The sequence below is a fragment of the Pseudomonas sp. 3-2 genome, from assembly GCF_019710535.1.
Taxonomy (GTDB): domain Bacteria; phylum Pseudomonadota; class Gammaproteobacteria; order Pseudomonadales; family Pseudomonadaceae; genus Aquipseudomonas; species Aquipseudomonas pharyngis.
The window spans coordinates 4,587,669-4,601,277 of the sequence record NZ_CP081200.1; the positions used below are offsets into that span (position 1 = coordinate 4,587,669).

Annotated in this window: 14 protein-coding genes; 7 read left to right on the top strand and 7 right to left on the bottom strand. The window is 61.4% G+C overall.

The window, feature by feature from the left end; genetic code table 11:
• Window positions 1-38: 38 nt before the first annotated feature.
• On the top strand, window positions 39-1,115 hold the full coding sequence (locus K3819_RS20705) for a 3-deoxy-7-phosphoheptulonate synthase (protein ID WP_007908583.1): 1,077 nt from the start codon (window positions 39-41) through the stop codon (window positions 1,113-1,115).
• Window positions 1,116-1,182: 67 nt separating this feature from the next.
• Here the strand turns inward: K3819_RS20705 and K3819_RS20710 are convergent, their stop codons facing one another.
• Window positions 1,183-1,464, bottom strand: coding sequence for a GNAT family N-acetyltransferase (locus K3819_RS20710; RefSeq protein WP_007955658.1), 282 nt, complete (start codon window positions 1,462-1,464; stop codon window positions 1,183-1,185).
• 637 nt (window positions 1,465-2,101) lie between these two features.
• On the opposite strand from K3819_RS20710, the gene oprI reads away from it, so the two are divergent.
• Window positions 2,102-2,353 (top strand): outer membrane lipoprotei OprI, encoded by a 252-nt coding sequence (gene oprI / locus K3819_RS20715; RefSeq protein WP_025113130.1) that lies wholly within the window; start codon window positions 2,102-2,104, stop codon window positions 2,351-2,353.
• Between the two features lie 123 nt (window positions 2,354-2,476).
• Here the strand turns inward: oprI and K3819_RS20720 are convergent, their stop codons facing one another.
• The 3 genes from K3819_RS20720 to K3819_RS20730 form a co-directional block, all read right to left on the bottom strand.
• The gene (locus K3819_RS20720; RefSeq protein ID WP_039770479.1) at window positions 2,477-3,448 is read right to left on the bottom strand and encodes a L,D-transpeptidase family protein; all 972 of its coding nucleotides are present in this window, start codon (window positions 3,446-3,448) and stop codon (window positions 2,477-2,479) included.
• A 109-nt stretch (window positions 3,449-3,557) separates the two neighbouring features.
• Window positions 3,558-3,851 (bottom strand): hypothetical protein, encoded by a 294-nt coding sequence (locus K3819_RS20725; protein ID WP_003226812.1) that lies wholly within the window; start codon window positions 3,849-3,851, stop codon window positions 3,558-3,560.
• Window positions 3,852-3,908: 57 nt separating this feature from the next.
• A complete protein-coding gene (locus K3819_RS20730; protein ID WP_007955652.1) occupies window positions 3,909-4,514 on the bottom strand; it encodes an arylesterase in 606 nt (201 codons plus the stop codon).
• 10 nt (window positions 4,515-4,524) lie between these two features.
• On the opposite strand from K3819_RS20730, the gene K3819_RS20735 reads away from it, so the two are divergent.
• From K3819_RS20735 to greB, 3 genes are read left to right on the top strand one after another with little or no spacing between them, the layout of a single operon-like run.
• The gene (locus K3819_RS20735; RefSeq protein ID WP_007955651.1) at window positions 4,525-5,208 is read left to right on the top strand and encodes an ABC transporter ATP-binding protein; all 684 of its coding nucleotides are present in this window, start codon (window positions 4,525-4,527) and stop codon (window positions 5,206-5,208) included.
• Window positions 5,208-7,712: an ABC transporter permease gene (locus K3819_RS20740; RefSeq protein ID WP_221397863.1), complete on the top strand. Its 2,505-nt coding sequence runs from the start codon at window positions 5,208-5,210 to the stop codon at window positions 7,710-7,712. The genes K3819_RS20735 and K3819_RS20740 overlap by 1 nt, the downstream gene beginning before the upstream one ends.
• 34 nt (window positions 7,713-7,746) lie before the next feature.
• Window positions 7,747-8,244, top strand: coding sequence for a transcription elongation factor GreB (gene greB / locus K3819_RS20745; protein WP_039770483.1), 498 nt, complete (start codon window positions 7,747-7,749; stop codon window positions 8,242-8,244).
• 3 nt (window positions 8,245-8,247) lie between these two features.
• On the opposite strand, the gene K3819_RS20750 is transcribed toward greB, so the two are convergent.
• From K3819_RS20750 to K3819_RS20760, 3 genes are all read right to left on the bottom strand, one after another.
• Complete coding sequence (locus tag K3819_RS20750; RefSeq protein WP_011335317.1) at window positions 8,248-8,556, bottom strand: hypothetical protein; 309 nt, start codon at window positions 8,554-8,556, stop codon at window positions 8,248-8,250.
• A 250-nt stretch (window positions 8,557-8,806) separates the two neighbouring features.
• Window positions 8,807-9,241, bottom strand: a complete 435-nt coding sequence (locus K3819_RS20755) for a DoxX family protein (protein ID WP_007950955.1) — start codon at window positions 9,239-9,241, stop codon at window positions 8,807-8,809.
• A 107-nt stretch (window positions 9,242-9,348) separates the two neighbouring features.
• On the bottom strand, window positions 9,349-10,770 hold the full coding sequence (locus K3819_RS20760) for a transglycosylase SLT domain-containing protein (protein ID WP_221397864.1): 1,422 nt from the start codon (window positions 10,768-10,770) through the stop codon (window positions 9,349-9,351).
• Between the two features lie 236 nt (window positions 10,771-11,006).
• Here K3819_RS20760 and K3819_RS20765 point away from each other — a divergent pair, with 236 nt between their 5' ends.
• Together K3819_RS20765 and K3819_RS20770 are read left to right on the top strand one after the other, a co-directional pair.
• On the top strand, window positions 11,007-11,813 hold the full coding sequence (locus K3819_RS20765) for a TatD family hydrolase (RefSeq protein WP_127799192.1): 807 nt from the start codon (window positions 11,007-11,009) through the stop codon (window positions 11,811-11,813).
• Window positions 11,814-11,921: 108 nt separating this feature from the next.
• The gene (locus K3819_RS20770) at window positions 11,922-13,403 is read left to right on the top strand and encodes a methyl-accepting chemotaxis protein (RefSeq protein ID WP_197869115.1); all 1,482 of its coding nucleotides are present in this window, start codon (window positions 11,922-11,924) and stop codon (window positions 13,401-13,403) included.
• Window positions 13,404-13,609: the final 206 nt, after the last annotated feature.

A 13,609-nucleotide genomic window follows, 5' to 3' on the forward strand; every position in this document is an offset into this window, starting at 1 on the left:
TCGCTGGCGGCCGGCACCCGTGACCTGACGAGTAAACGATGGCTGATTTACCGATCAACGACCTGAACGTCGCTTCCAACGAGACCCTGATCACTCCCGATCAGCTCAAGCGTGATATCCCTCTGAGCGACGCTGCCTTGCGCACTGTCACCAAGGGTCGCGAAGTCATCCGCAACATTCTCGATGGCACCGACCATCGTCTGTTCGTGGTGATCGGCCCCTGCTCGATCCACGACATCAAGGCTGCCCATGAATATGCCGATCGCCTGAAGGTGCTGGCGGCAGAAGTCTCGGACACCCTGTATCTGGTCATGCGCGTGTATTTCGAAAAGCCACGGACCACCGTCGGCTGGAAAGGCCTGATCAACGACCCGTACCTGGATGACTCCTTCAAGATCCAGGACGGTCTGCACATCGGTCGCCAGCTGCTGCTGGACCTGGCCGAGAAAGGCCTGCCGACCGCGACCGAAGCCCTCGACCCGATCTCCCCGCAGTATCTGCAGGACCTGATCAGCTGGTCGGCCATCGGCGCACGGACCACCGAATCCCAGACCCACCGCGAGATGGCTTCCGGCCTGTCCTCGGCGGTCGGCTTCAAGAACGGCACCGACGGCGGCCTGACCGTGGCGATCAACGCCTTGCAGTCGGTCTCCAGCCCGCACCGTTTCCTGGGCATCAACCAGGAGGGTGGCGTGTCGATCGTCACCACCAAGGGCAACGCCTACGGCCACGTGGTGCTGCGCGGCGGCAACGGCAAGCCGAACTACGATTCGGTGAGCGTCGCCCTGTGCGAGCAGGCGCTGAACAAGGCGAAGATCAAGCCGAACATCATGGTCGATTGCAGCCACGCCAACTCCAACAAGGATCCGGCCCTGCAACCGCTGGTGATGGAGAACGTCGCCAACCAGATCCTCGAAGGCAACCAGTCGATCATCGGCCTGATGGTCGAGAGTCATCTGAACTGGGGCTGCCAGGCGATCCCGAAAGACCTCGCCGACCTGCAATATGGCGTTTCGATCACCGACGCCTGCATCGACTGGTCCGCTACCGAAAACACCTTGCGCAGCATGCACGCCAAGCTCAAGGATGTGCTGCCGAAACGTCAGCGCAGCTGACAGCCGTTTCGCAGGCATAAAAAACGCCGGGCATTGCCCGGCGTTTTTGTGTATGCGGTGAGGTCAGTCAGATCTTGGCGGTGCGCCGCTGATGACGCTCCATGTAGCGCTCCACGTAGGAGCACGATGGAATGACCGTGTAGCCCATTTCATCGGCGTATTGCAATGCCCGTTCGGTCAGGGCTGCCGCGATTCCTCGGCCACGCAAGGCGTTGGGCACGAAGGTTCGGTAGATATCCAGGGTCTGTTTCCCCAGATCCATGTAGGTCAGGTAGGCACGATGACCGTCCACATTGGTCTCGAACTGATGACCAGCCTGGTCATGGTGGATGGACAACGCCTCGCTCATCACTACTCCTCGCGGGTCTCGAATTCTGACCCCTACCTTACCGATGTTTTCCCGGCGAAGGAACATCTACGCCACCCCGTGCCTGATGGGCATCGAGAAGAACTGCACCGATCTCGCGCAACCCGAGCACGTATCAAATAGTAGGCACCATTGGCGAAAATGCTCAAGGTACGCTCGTCATCGTGCGGATTGACGGGGCAGTTCCGGTGGACTCAGGGCCGGTTCGGGAGACGATCTTCCCGAGCCGAAAGGCTGAACATCGCCGGATGTTGAGACTTAAGACGAGCCGCCTGTTTTAAAGTCACCTCAACATGGACAAAGATATGCGAGGCGCTGCGCAAATTCGCAACAAAAGTGTGGACGAATCCATATAGACAGACTTTGGCCACTACCTGCAAAACAGCGCACGGCACCGGGAACTTTTTCTCATTAACTCGCTCATCTCGCGGCTTACAGCTGGATATTTTTTATACAGCGCAGTTAAAAGTTGCTCGAAAAAGAATCAACGCCTACAATTTTTTTTGCTTCTTGCCTTACGTCAGTTTACTTACTACAAGTAATGGGTAGTATGTACGCCGGCTATTTCCTCAATCGGAGGAGACAGCCACTTAATTGAAAGTCCTTGAAGGGGAACACGATGAACAACGTTCTGAAATTCTCTGCTCTGGCTCTGGCCGCAGTTCTGGCTACCGGTTGCAGCAGCGCATCGAAAGAAACCGAAGCACGTCTGACCGCTACTGAAGACGCAGCTGCTCGCGCCCAGGCTCGTGCAGACGAAGCTTACCGTAAAGCTGATGAAGCTCTGGCTGCTGCTCAAAAAGCACAACAGACTGCTGACGAAGCTAACGAGCGTGCTCTGCGCATGCTGGACAAAGCTAGCCGCAAGTAATAATCCTCCGGGATTGTTATCGAGCCGACCCATTTTTTGGGTCGGCTTTTTTGTGCCCGCTGTTTTCTACGGGCGACAAAAAACCCGCCGATGCAATAGCCTCGGCGGGTTCTGTCTTACAGCTTATTGCTGCAGGTCGATCGGTGCGCTGGAGACCATCGGCGCCGAAGTGTTCGGCGTGCCGATTTCAGTTGGCAGGCCATCTTCGGCCGCCACCACATCACGCACCACATCCCAGTTCATGCGCAGATTGTTGGTGATGTCTTCGCGCTTGAGCATCGCATTGATCACAGCGGTGTGCTTGTCGACTACCGACGGGTTGCCCTTGTCGTCAATCGGCGTGTGCGCTTCCAGATAGACCTTGCCGCCACTGCGACCGAACTTGTACGCATCGTTGATGATCCGCACCGACGTACCCACCGGCACCATGCTGGCCATTTCCAGCACGTTGTTGTTGAACATGCGGAAGCAACCGTGGCTGGTGCGCATGCCGATGCCGAACTTCTTGTTCGAACCGTGGATCAGGTAGCCTGGAGTCCCCAGGGTGAACTTGAACGGGCCCAGCGGGTTGTCGGGACCGGCGGGCACCACGTTCGGCAGCGGATCGCCATCGGCGGCGTGCTCGGCCTTGATCGAGGCAGGCGGCGTCCAGGTTGGGTTCGGAGTCTTGGCAGTGATTGAGGTGTGGGCAATCGGCGAACCCCAGCCCTCACGACCAATTCCCAATGGGAAGGTGTACACCACGTTCCGGCCTTTCGGGTAGTAGTAGAGACGGTATTCGGCGAGGTTGATCACGATGCCTTCACGCGGCCCCGGCGGCAGGATGAAACGCGTCGGCAGGACCACTTCGGTGCCGGCGCCCGGCAGCCACGCATCGACGCCCGGGTTGGCCGCGACCATTTCCGAATAACCCAGATCGTAGGTGGTGCCCAGATCGGCAAAAGTGTCTTCGTACTTGGCCTTGATCACCTGCACCTGGCCGATGATGTCCTCACCGGGTGGTGGCAGGGGAAACTCCAGTGCGGCAACGGGACCGGCCACACACAGGGCGGCAAGAGACAGGCAGCGGGTGACGGCAGGAAAACGCGGCAACATCCGGAGAATCCTTCGCAAGATCGACAAGGGTATAAGAGCGCGATTGTACACCGCGCCCAGGGAATTCGGGGAGATGCGCCGATAGACCGCGATATCGACGAAAAAGGACTCAGAGCTCGAAACGCAGCTCAGGCCAGATCGGCGAGGTGCCGCGCTTCTGCGATTCGAGGATTGCCCGGCACAGCGAGCACAGGCGCTGATCCTGGAACACCCGGCGATCCACGCTCGACCAGCGCGGTTGCGCCGGCAGCAGACTGCCGCACAGGGTGCGGTCCGCCGAACCACCGAGCTCCAGTTGACGGGTCACCAGATGCACCCGCACTTCCTGGCAGGCGAACAGATCCAGCTGTTCGTCAGGCTCGATCAGTTGGTAGGCGAACAGGGACCAGGCAGGACGCGGCATCGGGGGCTCCAAATAAGGGGGCGCCACATTAGCCGAAAGCCTGCCGCTAGAAAAGCCTCATAGCAGCGGTTTTAGCGTCGGCCAGACATTTTCCAGCAACTTGCCCTGAGCCCCGGCCGCCGGGTGCAGACCGTCGGCCTGCATCAGGTCCGGATGCCCGCCCACGCCGTCGAGGAAAAACGGCACCAGCGGGATTTTTTTCTCCTCGGCGAGTTTGCCGTAGACCTCGGCAAAGGCATCGGTATAGCGCTTGCCGTAGTTGGGTGGCAATTGCATGCCGAGCAACAGCACCTTGGCACCGCTTTGACGGGAGCTGTCGATCATCGACGCAAGATTTTGTTGCAATTGCGTCGGCGGCATTCCGCGCAGGCCATCGTTGCCGCCCAACTCGAGGATCACCAGTTCCGGTTTGTGCTCTGCAAGCAGCGCCGGCAGCCGCGCTTGGCCTCCGGCGCTGGTGTCGCCACTGATGGACGCATTGACCACTTTGTCGTCAAAACCTTCGGTCTTGAGCCGCTGTTCGAGCAACGACACCCACCCCAAGCGGGTATCCAGTCCAAAACCGGCGCTGATACTATCGCCAACGATCAGGACTGTACCCGCCGCTGCGTTCTGGGCCATGCACATCAAGGCCAGGCCAGCACTCAAAAACCACACACGCATCGGATTCTCCATGGGCGCAAGCATTCTCACCGCGAAGAACCTTAGCAAAGTGGTTCCCAGCGCGGAAGGTGAACTGACCATCCTGCACGAACTCAGCCTGGAACTGAACAAGGGCGACAGCCTGGCCATCGTCGGCGCGTCCGGTTCCGGTAAATCCACCCTGCTGGGCCTGCTCGCCGGCCTTGATCTGCCAAGCAGCGGCGAAGTGACGCTCGCCGGGCAAGGCCTGAGTAATCTCGACGAAGACCAGCGCGCGCGCATTCGCGCCGAACACGTGGGTTTCGTCTTTCAATCTTTCCAGCTGCTCGACAGCCTCAACGCGCTGGAAAACGTCATGCTGCCGCTGGAGCTCGACGGCCGCAAAGACGCTCGAAGCCGCGCCACCGAACTGCTGCAACGGGTCGGCCTCGGCCAGCGCCTGACTCACTCGCCGCGCCAGCTCTCCGGCGGCGAACAACAGCGCGTGGCGATTGCCCGGGCCTTCGCCGCCGAGCCGGACGTGCTGTTCGCCGACGAACCCACCGGTAATCTCGACAGCCACACCGGCGAGCGCATCAGCGACTTGCTGTTCGAATTGAACAAGGAACGCGGCACCACCCTGGTGCTGGTGACCCACGACGAACGCCTGGCCCATCGTTGCCGGCGTCTGATCCGTCTTGAAGCCGGCCTGTTGGTCGCCCCTCTGGAGCCTTGATGGCACGTCTGCCGCTGTTGCGTCTGTTCAGTCTCGCCCTGCGCCAACTGATGCGCGATGCCCGCGCCGGTGAACTGCGGGTGCTGTTTTTCGCCTTGGTGGTGGCGGTGGCGGCGAGTACCGCGATCGGCTATTTCGGCGCCCGCCTCAACGGCGCAATGATGCTGCGCGCTACCGAGTTTCTTGGCGCCGACCTGGCGCTCGAAGGCAGCTCGCCGGCTCGGCCGGAACAGATCCGGAGCGGCACCGAACTGCGTCTGGATCATGCGCAGGTGGTGGAATTTTCCAGCGTCATCGCCACGGACAACGGTATTCAGCTCTCCAGTATCAAAGCCGTCGACCGCGCCTATCCGCTGCGCGGCGAACTGAAAAGCGCTCCCGCCCCTTACGCGACAGAAGAAGCCGGAGGCGAGCCGCAGCCCGGTGAAGCCTGGGTCGAAGCGCGCCTGCTGACAGCGCTGGACCTGAAGATCGGCGACAGCATCGACGTCGGCATGAAGACGCTGAAACTGACGCGAGTGCTGACCTACGAACCGGATCGCGCCGGTAATTTCTACAGCCTGACGCCACGGGTGCTGATCAACCTCGACGACCTCGCCGCCACCGGCGTGGTGCAACCCGGCAGCCGGGTGAGTTACCGCGAACTGTGGCGCGGTGAGCCGCAAGCGCTGGAAACCTATCGCCAACTGATCAAACCGGGACTCGCCGCCAACCAGCGGATTCAGGATGCCCGCGATGGCAACCGGCAGATCGGCGGTGCACTGGGCAAGGCCGAACGCTATCTGAACATGGCCAGTCTGGTCGCCGTGCTTCTGGCCGGGGTGGCGGTGGCGTTGTCGGCCAACCGCTTCGCCAGTCGCCGCTTCGATGCCAGCGCCCTGCTGCGTTGTCTGGGTCTGTCACGCCGGGAAACCCTGGTGCTGTTCAGTCTGCAACTGACGGTGCTCGGCCTGTTCGCCAGCCTCGGCGGCGCCCTGCTCGGCTGGCTCGCGCAATTGGGATTGTTCGCGTTGCTGCATGATCTGCTGCCGACCGACGTTCCACCGGGTGGCTTGTTGCCGGCACTGGCCGGCATCGGCACCGGACTGGTGGCGCTGGCCGGTTTCGCCCTGCCACCGCTCGCCGCGCTGGGCCGCGTGCCGCCGCTGCGGGTATTGCGCCGGGACATGCTGCCGATTCCCTCCAGTACCTGGATGGTCTACGGCGCAGCACTCGGTGCACTCGGGCTGATCATGTGGCGCCTGAGCCTGGATCTGCTGCTGACGTTCGCCCTGCTCGGCGGTGGCGTGGTCGCCGCTCTGGTACTCGGCGGCTTGCTGCTTTTGCTGCTGCAGAGTCTGCGTCGCCTGCTCGCACGCGCGTCCCTGCCGTGGCGTCTCGGGCTGGGTCAGTTGTTGCGCCATCCTTTGGCGGCAGCCGGCCAGTCACTGGCCTTCGGGCTGATCCTGCTGTCCATGGCGCTGATCGCCTTGCTGCGCGGCGAATTGCTCGACACCTGGCAGAACCAGTTGCCGAAAAATGCACCCAACTACTTCGCCCTGAACATCCTGCCGGCCGACAAACAGGCCTTCACCGATCACCTGATCAATGTCTCGGCCCAGGCTGCGCCGTTGTACCCGGTGGTGCCGGGACGGCTGATCAGCATCAACGGCGAAGCGGTGCAGCAGATCGTCAGCAAGGATTCGGCCGGCGACCGCGCGATCCAGCGCGACCTGAGCCTGACCTGGGCGGCCGATCTGCCGGCGGGCAACAAAATCACCGCCGGTTCGTGGTGGACCGGCCAACCTTCGGACGATGTTCCGGGCGTCTCGGTGGAAGGCAAGGTGGCCGAAAGCCTCAAGCTCAAACTGGGCGATCACATGGTGTTCAGCGTCGGCGGGGTCAATCGTGAAGCGAAGGTCACCAGCCTGCGGGAGATCAACTGGGACAACTTCCAGCCGAACTTCTTCATGATCTTCCAGCCCGGCACCCTGAAGGATCTGCCGGCGACTTACCTGACCAGCTTCTATCTGGCGCCCGGTCACGATCAGCAGATCGTCGAGCTGTCGCGAACATTTCCGGCGGTGACTATCCTGCAAGTCGAAGCCTTGCTCGAACAGCTGCGCAGCATCCTCGCCCAGGTCACCCTGGCGGTGGAGTATGTGTTGTTGTTTGTATTGGCGGCGGGGATGGCAGTGCTGTTTTCCGGGTTGCAGGCAACGCTGGACGAACGCATTCGCCAGGGCGCACTGCTGCGTGCGCTGGGTGCCGAGCGCCAGTTGCTGATCAAGGCGCGACGAATCGAGTTCGGCTTGCTCGGCGCGGTCAGTGGATTGCTCGCGGCCATCGGTTCGGAAGTAGTGAGTCTGGTGCTGTATCGCTTCGCCTTCGACCTGCCATGGCATCCCCACCCGTGGTTGCTGCTGTTGCCAGTGATCGGCGCGGCGCTGATCGGTGGCGCCGGCGTGTTCGGCACGCGACGTGCGCTCAACGCCAGCCCGCTGACAGTGTTGCGCGAGGGTTGATAGACTCCAGCCGTCTTAATCAAAAGAAGTTGCCATGAGCCGTTATCGCCCTCCCCGCACCGCCGGCACCGCACTGATCACCCCCGAGGGTGAAGCGCGGATGCGCGCCGAATTCCATGAGCTGTGGCATGTGCGCCGACCGCAGGTGACGCAGTCGGTCAGCGAAGCGGCGGCTCAGGGTGATCGTTCGGAAAATGCCGAGTACACCTACGGCAAGAAAATGCTGCGCGAGATCGACAGCCGCGTGCGCTTTCTCACCAAACGCCTTGAGGCGTTGAAAGTGGTCAGCGAAAAACCCAGTGATCCGAACAAGGTCTACTTCGGCGCGTGGGTGACCATCGAAGACGAAGACGGCAAACAGTCGCGCTATCGCATCGTCGGCCCGGACGAGCTGGACCTGAAACTCGGCCTGATCAGCATCGACTCACCGCTGGCCCGCGCCTTGATCGGCAAGGCGCTGGATGCCGAAGTTCGGGTACAGACGCCAACCGGCGAACAGTTCGTCTACATCGTGGCGATCGAATATCCCTGACGCTCAGCGCCGGGTGATCAGGCCCTGGCGTGCGACGCGGGTCAATTGGCGAATCATTTCCGGCGCCTCTTCACGGCTCGGGGCCTGAATGACGGCCAAATCGAAACTGTCATCGGCAAAACGCGCCAGCGACTCACCGTCTTCAACGAACTGGATCAGGAATGCGGCAGGACCACCGCTGCGACGTGGCCAGCCATCGAGATAACGCAACAGCGTCGGCTGATGTTTGCCGCCAAGCAGGATTTTCGGATTGCGCTGGGTGATGTGTGCCGTGATCGGCGCGGGACGTGCTGGAGGGCGTAGTGCATTCATCGTGTCGTGTCTCTGCCTCAAAAGTCTGCATGGCAGGTGAGAGGCAACACCGAACCAGCGCTTTAGCGGTATTTCGAAGCCGTGTTCCGGCTTCTGACGGCAACTGAAGAATAGTCACCTGGCGCCCCGCAAGTAGCTGTTTAAATCGGCGCATGAGCGGCATCCTAGAGAACGTGACCGGCCAGTGTCAAGAATCAGCCGCAACAAAAAAGGCCCGCAGAATGCGGGCCTTTTGCTTGAGCCAGAGCGGTCAACCGGCGATGGCGCGATCCACCGAGAGCTTGCCGGCGCCTTCGATCAGCACCGCGAGGCTACCGCCGAGCAGGGCCAGAGCGAACTCGTAACCGTTGTTGGCCATGAACAGACCGTTGCTGATGTGCACGGTGAAGATCGCCACCAGCGACAGGAAGGTCAGACCCAGCGCCGCCGGGCGAACCAGCAGGCCGATGATCAGCGCCAGACCGGCGAAGAACTCGGTACCGCCGGCCAGGGTGGCCATCAGGTAACCCGGGGTCAGGCCGATGCTTTCCATGTATTGCGCGGTGCCTGCCAGACCGTAGCCACCGAACAGACCGAAGAGTTTCTGCGAGCCGTGGGCAGCGAAGATCACGCCGACGGCAATGCGCAGAATGGTCAGACCGTAGCCGGCGCGGGTGAACAGAACCTTGTTGATCAGAGAGCTCATGTTGCGTTTCCTTGTTGTCAGAAGTGCTTGTTGGTTGGCCGCTATATTAATCAGTTATTTTCATGTTAAAAGCGCAAAAATTCCGCCATAACAATCAATTTATTTGATCATTTTCGTGAGACAACTTTCTGCCCCCCGGGCTCCAACGACTCCCGCTCCCGGTCGAACGCCAAGTAATACTTGTTCACGCTATTAACATAGCTGACGGCGCCCATTCCCACCTGCTCCATGGCGATGCGCTCGACCTGAAAGAACCACTGGTTGGGATTCAGGCCGCGACGCCGCGCCTCGGCGCGCATGCCTTGCACCCGTTCCGGGCCGATGTTGTAAGCCGCAAGAGTGAACGCCATGCGCTCGCGCTCATTGAGTTTCGGACTGTTGAAGAACTTGCGGCGGATCATCGCCAGGTACTTGGCACCGGCCTGCACATTCGCATCGAGATTCTGGATGTTGTTGACGCCAACCCGCTGTGCCGCCGACGGGGTGATCTGCATAAGCCCGGTCGGCCCGCTGCCGCTGCGCGCGTTGGGCTGCAGCGCCGATTCCTTGAAGGCCAGCGCCGCCAGGTTGAGCCAGTCCATGTTTTGCGCTTCGGCGTGCTTCTGCAGGGTCGGTCGCAGTTTTTCCAGCCGCTGGCGATCGGCCTTGGCCAACGGATAGTGCACTTGATAGAGACGGCGGTAGATCCGCAGGAAGGCCGCATCTTCGTTCGCCGGCTTCTTGTAGCCGGTGAGGAAGCGGTCGATGCTCGCCCGCAACATCGAGGCATCACGGCGCACGAACCAGTATTCCTCGCCCGGTTCGCTGATCATCACCTGACGGTCGAAACGCAACTTGGGCAGGATCTTGCCCCAACGCTCGGCAATCGGTTGTTCGACGATGGTCAGGTGGAAGATCCCGCCCTGGACCATTTCCAGCACATCCTCGACCGCCAGCGTCGGATCGACCCATTCGATCTTGATCGGCGCCAGTTTGTGCAGCGCCAGCTTCTGGTTGAGCTGACTGACCGCCTCCCCCGCGGCACTGCCGGTGGGCAGCGCCAGGGTTTTGCCGGCCAGTTGTTCGACCTTGGTGTAGCGCTTTTCACCTTTGATGCCGACCAGCACCAGCGGCACGTTGCTTGCGATCGGCTCGCTGCTGGCGACGGCGTGGCCCGGTTGCAGCTCGAGCAGTTCGCCCGGCGCCACCAGATCGCCTTCGCCACGCTGCAACGCGCCGAGCAATTGATCCTTGGCTTTGGGAATGATCTTGAGGGTGATTTCCTGGCCGTCGCGGGCGTGGCCGTTGAGGTATTGCTCGAAGGCGCGCAGCCGGTGGTATTCGATGCCGATGGCCTGACCCTGGACTTCGCCGGAGCTGTTGCGGCTCTGGTTGACCAGCACCCGCAAGACGCGGCTGCTGCGGATTTCGGTCAGGTCGCGAACCTTGGCGGCCGGCACGGCTTGCAGTGGTCCGGGCAGCCGCGCGACCGCCGTCATCGGCAACAGCAGCGAACCACACAGCAGGAGCAAAACCGAGGGACGAACCATCCACTCTCCGGAAAGAATACGGGGCGTTTTCACCGCTGAGCGGTCGTAAAACACCGACGAAAACAGAGCGCCTGGAGCGCTGATAAAGTGCGAGAGACTGGCACAGTGATGGCAATTCTGCCAACCCGGCCTGCTACGCGGCCTCAACAGACAGCCATAAGCCGTTGTAGTTCTTGGCTTTTCTTATAAATCTACAGCTCTGATATGCTTTCCGGCCTTCGGCCCGAGGTAGCACCATGCAACTCATCGATATCGGCGTCAACCTGACCAACCCCAGTTTCGCCGACAAACACCAGGCCGTGCTCGACCGCGCCTACGCGGCCGGGGTCTGCCAACTGGTGCTGACCGGCACCAGTGTCGAAGGCAGCGAACAGGCGCTGGAGCTGTGCCAGCAACTGGATCCGGACGGCCAGCGACTGTTCGCCACCGCCGGCATTCACCCGCATTCGGCCAGCGACTGGAATGCCGACAGCGCACGGCGTCTGCGCAGCCTGCTGCAGGAATCGAATGTGGTGGCGGTGGGCGAATGCGGACTGGATTTCAACCGCGATTTCTCGCCGCGCCCGCAGCAGGAAAAAGTCCTCGAAGAACATCTGGCCCTGGCGGCCGAACTGCAATTGCCGGTGTTTCTGCATGAGCGTGATGCGAGCCAGCGCCTGCTGGAAATCCTCCGTGACTTCCGCGACCGCTTGCCCGCCGCCGTGGTGCATTGCTTCACCGGCGAGCAGAAAGCGCTGTTCAGTTACCTCGACCTGGACCTGCACATCGGCATCACCGGCTGGATCTGTGACGAGCGTCGCGGCACGCATTTGCATCCGCTTGTGAAGGAGATCAAGCGCGGTCGCCTGATGCTGGAAAGCGATGCACCGTACCTGCTGCCGCGCACACTGCGGCCAAAGCCGAAAAACGGGCGCAACGAGCCGGCGTATCTGACTGAGGTGTTACGCGAGGTCGCGTTGCATCGAGGCGAAACCGAAGCAGACCTGGCGGCCCACACCACCGCCTGCGCGCGGGCGTTCTACGGTTTACCTACCCTGCCCTGAAAGAGGCAGATGCATCGGTTGTTGATGCACATCAAGAACCGGGCACCTGGGTAGCGGCACAATAATGGCACCTTGCCAAAACTGTTTCCGCTATCAGAGAAGACCTCCATGGGTGCCTGGCTTAGCAATATCTCGCTGAAATACAAATTCTGGGCGGTCAACGCGGTCGCCTTTGTCACCACCCTGTTGCTGGTGCTGTACGCCGTGCAGCTCGAACAACAGGCCCGCAGCCATGCCGCGCAAACCTCGGCCCAGGCCCAGGCGCAATTGCTCAAGGCTTGGCCGGTCGGGCAGGCGCTGCCCAAATCCGATCAGGTACTGACCTTCAAACGCGGTGAAGCGCCGCGCCTCAACGATCAACCGCTGCTGGAAATCACCGACAGCAGCGGCTGGATCGAGATCAGTCACTTGCCATTGTTTGGTGAAAACCCGCTGCTCGGCGCCGAGGTCTTCAGCCGCGCCGATGGCCAGCAAGTCGCCGTGATCGCCTACGCCCCCAGCCTCAGCCAGGTGTTCAGCGAGCGCTTCGCCAACTATGCGGTGGCAGTATTCATCCTGATGCTGGCGATGCTCGGTGCCTCGCAATTGCTGATCCGCTTTCTGCTCAGTCAGCTTAATACCCTCAAGGACGTGATGCTGCACGTGGAGAAAACCGGCGACCTCGCCGCCCGGGTGCCACTGGCCTGCAAGGACGAAGTCGGGCAGATGGCCAACGCGTTCAATGCGATGCAGGCCGGTTATCAGCGCGTGGTGACCACCGTGGCCAACACTGCGCGGCAACTGGACGTCGGCGCCGCGCGACTGGCGTCGAGCATGAACGAAGTCCGTCACGGCATGCTCGGCCAGCAGAGCGAAACCGATCAGGCCGCCACGGCGATCAACGAAATGACCGCCACCGTCTACCACATCGCCCAGCACGCCGGCGCCACACGCGACCTTTCGCAGACCGCCGATGGCCTGGCCGGCAGCGGCCAGCAAGTGGTGACCCGCGTCCAGCATTCGATTGCCGGTCTGTCCAGCGGCGTGCAGCAGACTGCCGAGATGATCCAGCGCCTGGCCGAGGACAGCCAGAAGATCAACGGCGTGGTCAGCGTGATCCACAGCATCGCCGAGCAGACCAATCTGCTGGCGCTCAATGCCGCGATCGAAGCGGCCCGTGCCGGGGAAATGGGTCGCGGGTTCGCGGTGGTCGCCGACGAGGTGCGCAACCTCGCCAAACGTGTGCAGACCTCCACCGATGAAATCACCACCATGGTCTCGGCGTTGCAGGCGGGCACCCGCGATGCGGTGGACTTCATGCAGGAGAGTTCGTACAAGGCCGACGACTGCGTGCAGCAGGCGCAAGAGGCGGGAGAAGCACTGGCGGAAATCACCGGTGCGGTGGCGCAGATGCGTGAGAGCAACACGCAGATTGCGGTGGCGGCGGAACAGCAAAGTCAGGTTGCCGAGGAGATGAACCGCGCGGTGGTGAGCATTCGCGACGTGACCGAAAACACCGTGCAACAGACCGTGGATTCGGCGACCACCAGTAACGAGTTAGCGACGCTGGCCGGGGAACTGAACAAGGCGATTGGGCAGTTGAAACTTTAAGGGCCTCATCGCGGGCAAGCCCGCTCCCACAGTAGACTCAGCGGCGTTCACAATCCCGTGTGGGAGCGGGCTTGCCCGCGATGGCGTCAGCAGAAACAGCATCAAATAAGACCATTGTCCCTATCACTTCAATAGCCAACCTTGATTCGCCGCCCTCACTGCCCCGGCCTATTCTTCAACCATGTACCGAACGAACATGGATCGAG

Bases quoted from the DNA above. Each gene is read 5' to 3' on its own strand.
- K3819_RS20740 (WP_221397863.1), top strand. From the start codon at position 5,208: ATGGCACGTCTGCCGCTGTTGCGTCTGTTCAGTCTCGCCCTGCGCCAA.
- K3819_RS20705 (WP_007908583.1), top strand. From the start codon at position 39: ATGGCTGATTTACCGATCAACGACCTGAACGTCGCTTCCAACGAGACC.
- K3819_RS20760 (WP_221397864.1), bottom strand. From the start codon at position 10,770: ATGGTTCGTCCCTCGGTTTTGCTCCTGCTGTGTGGTTCGCTGCTGTTG.
- K3819_RS20720 (WP_039770479.1), bottom strand. From the start codon at position 3,448: ATGTTGCCGCGTTTTCCTGCCGTCACCCGCTGCCTGTCTCTTGCCGCC.
- K3819_RS20735 (WP_007955651.1), top strand. From the start codon at position 4,525: ATGGGCGCAAGCATTCTCACCGCGAAGAACCTTAGCAAAGTGGTTCCC.
- greB (WP_039770483.1), top strand. From the start codon at position 7,747: ATGAGCCGTTATCGCCCTCCCCGCACCGCCGGCACCGCACTGATCACC.
- K3819_RS20755 (WP_007950955.1), bottom strand. From the start codon at position 9,241: ATGAGCTCTCTGATCAACAAGGTTCTGTTCACCCGCGCCGGCTACGGT.
- K3819_RS20750 (WP_011335317.1), bottom strand. From the start codon at position 8,556: ATGAATGCACTACGCCCTCCAGCACGTCCCGCGCCGATCACGGCACAC.
- K3819_RS20710 (WP_007955658.1), bottom strand. From the start codon at position 1,464: ATGAGCGAGGCGTTGTCCATCCACCATGACCAGGCTGGTCATCAGTTC.
- K3819_RS20770 (WP_197869115.1), top strand. From the start codon at position 11,922: ATGGGTGCCTGGCTTAGCAATATCTCGCTGAAATACAAATTCTGGGCG.
- K3819_RS20730 (WP_007955652.1), bottom strand. From the start codon at position 4,514: ATGCGTGTGTGGTTTTTGAGTGCTGGCCTGGCCTTGATGTGCATGGCC.
- K3819_RS20765 (WP_127799192.1), top strand. From the start codon at position 11,007: ATGCAACTCATCGATATCGGCGTCAACCTGACCAACCCCAGTTTCGCC.
- oprI (WP_025113130.1), top strand. From the start codon at position 2,102: ATGAACAACGTTCTGAAATTCTCTGCTCTGGCTCTGGCCGCAGTTCTG.
- K3819_RS20725 (WP_003226812.1), bottom strand. From the start codon at position 3,851: ATGCCGCGTCCTGCCTGGTCCCTGTTCGCCTACCAACTGATCGAGCCT.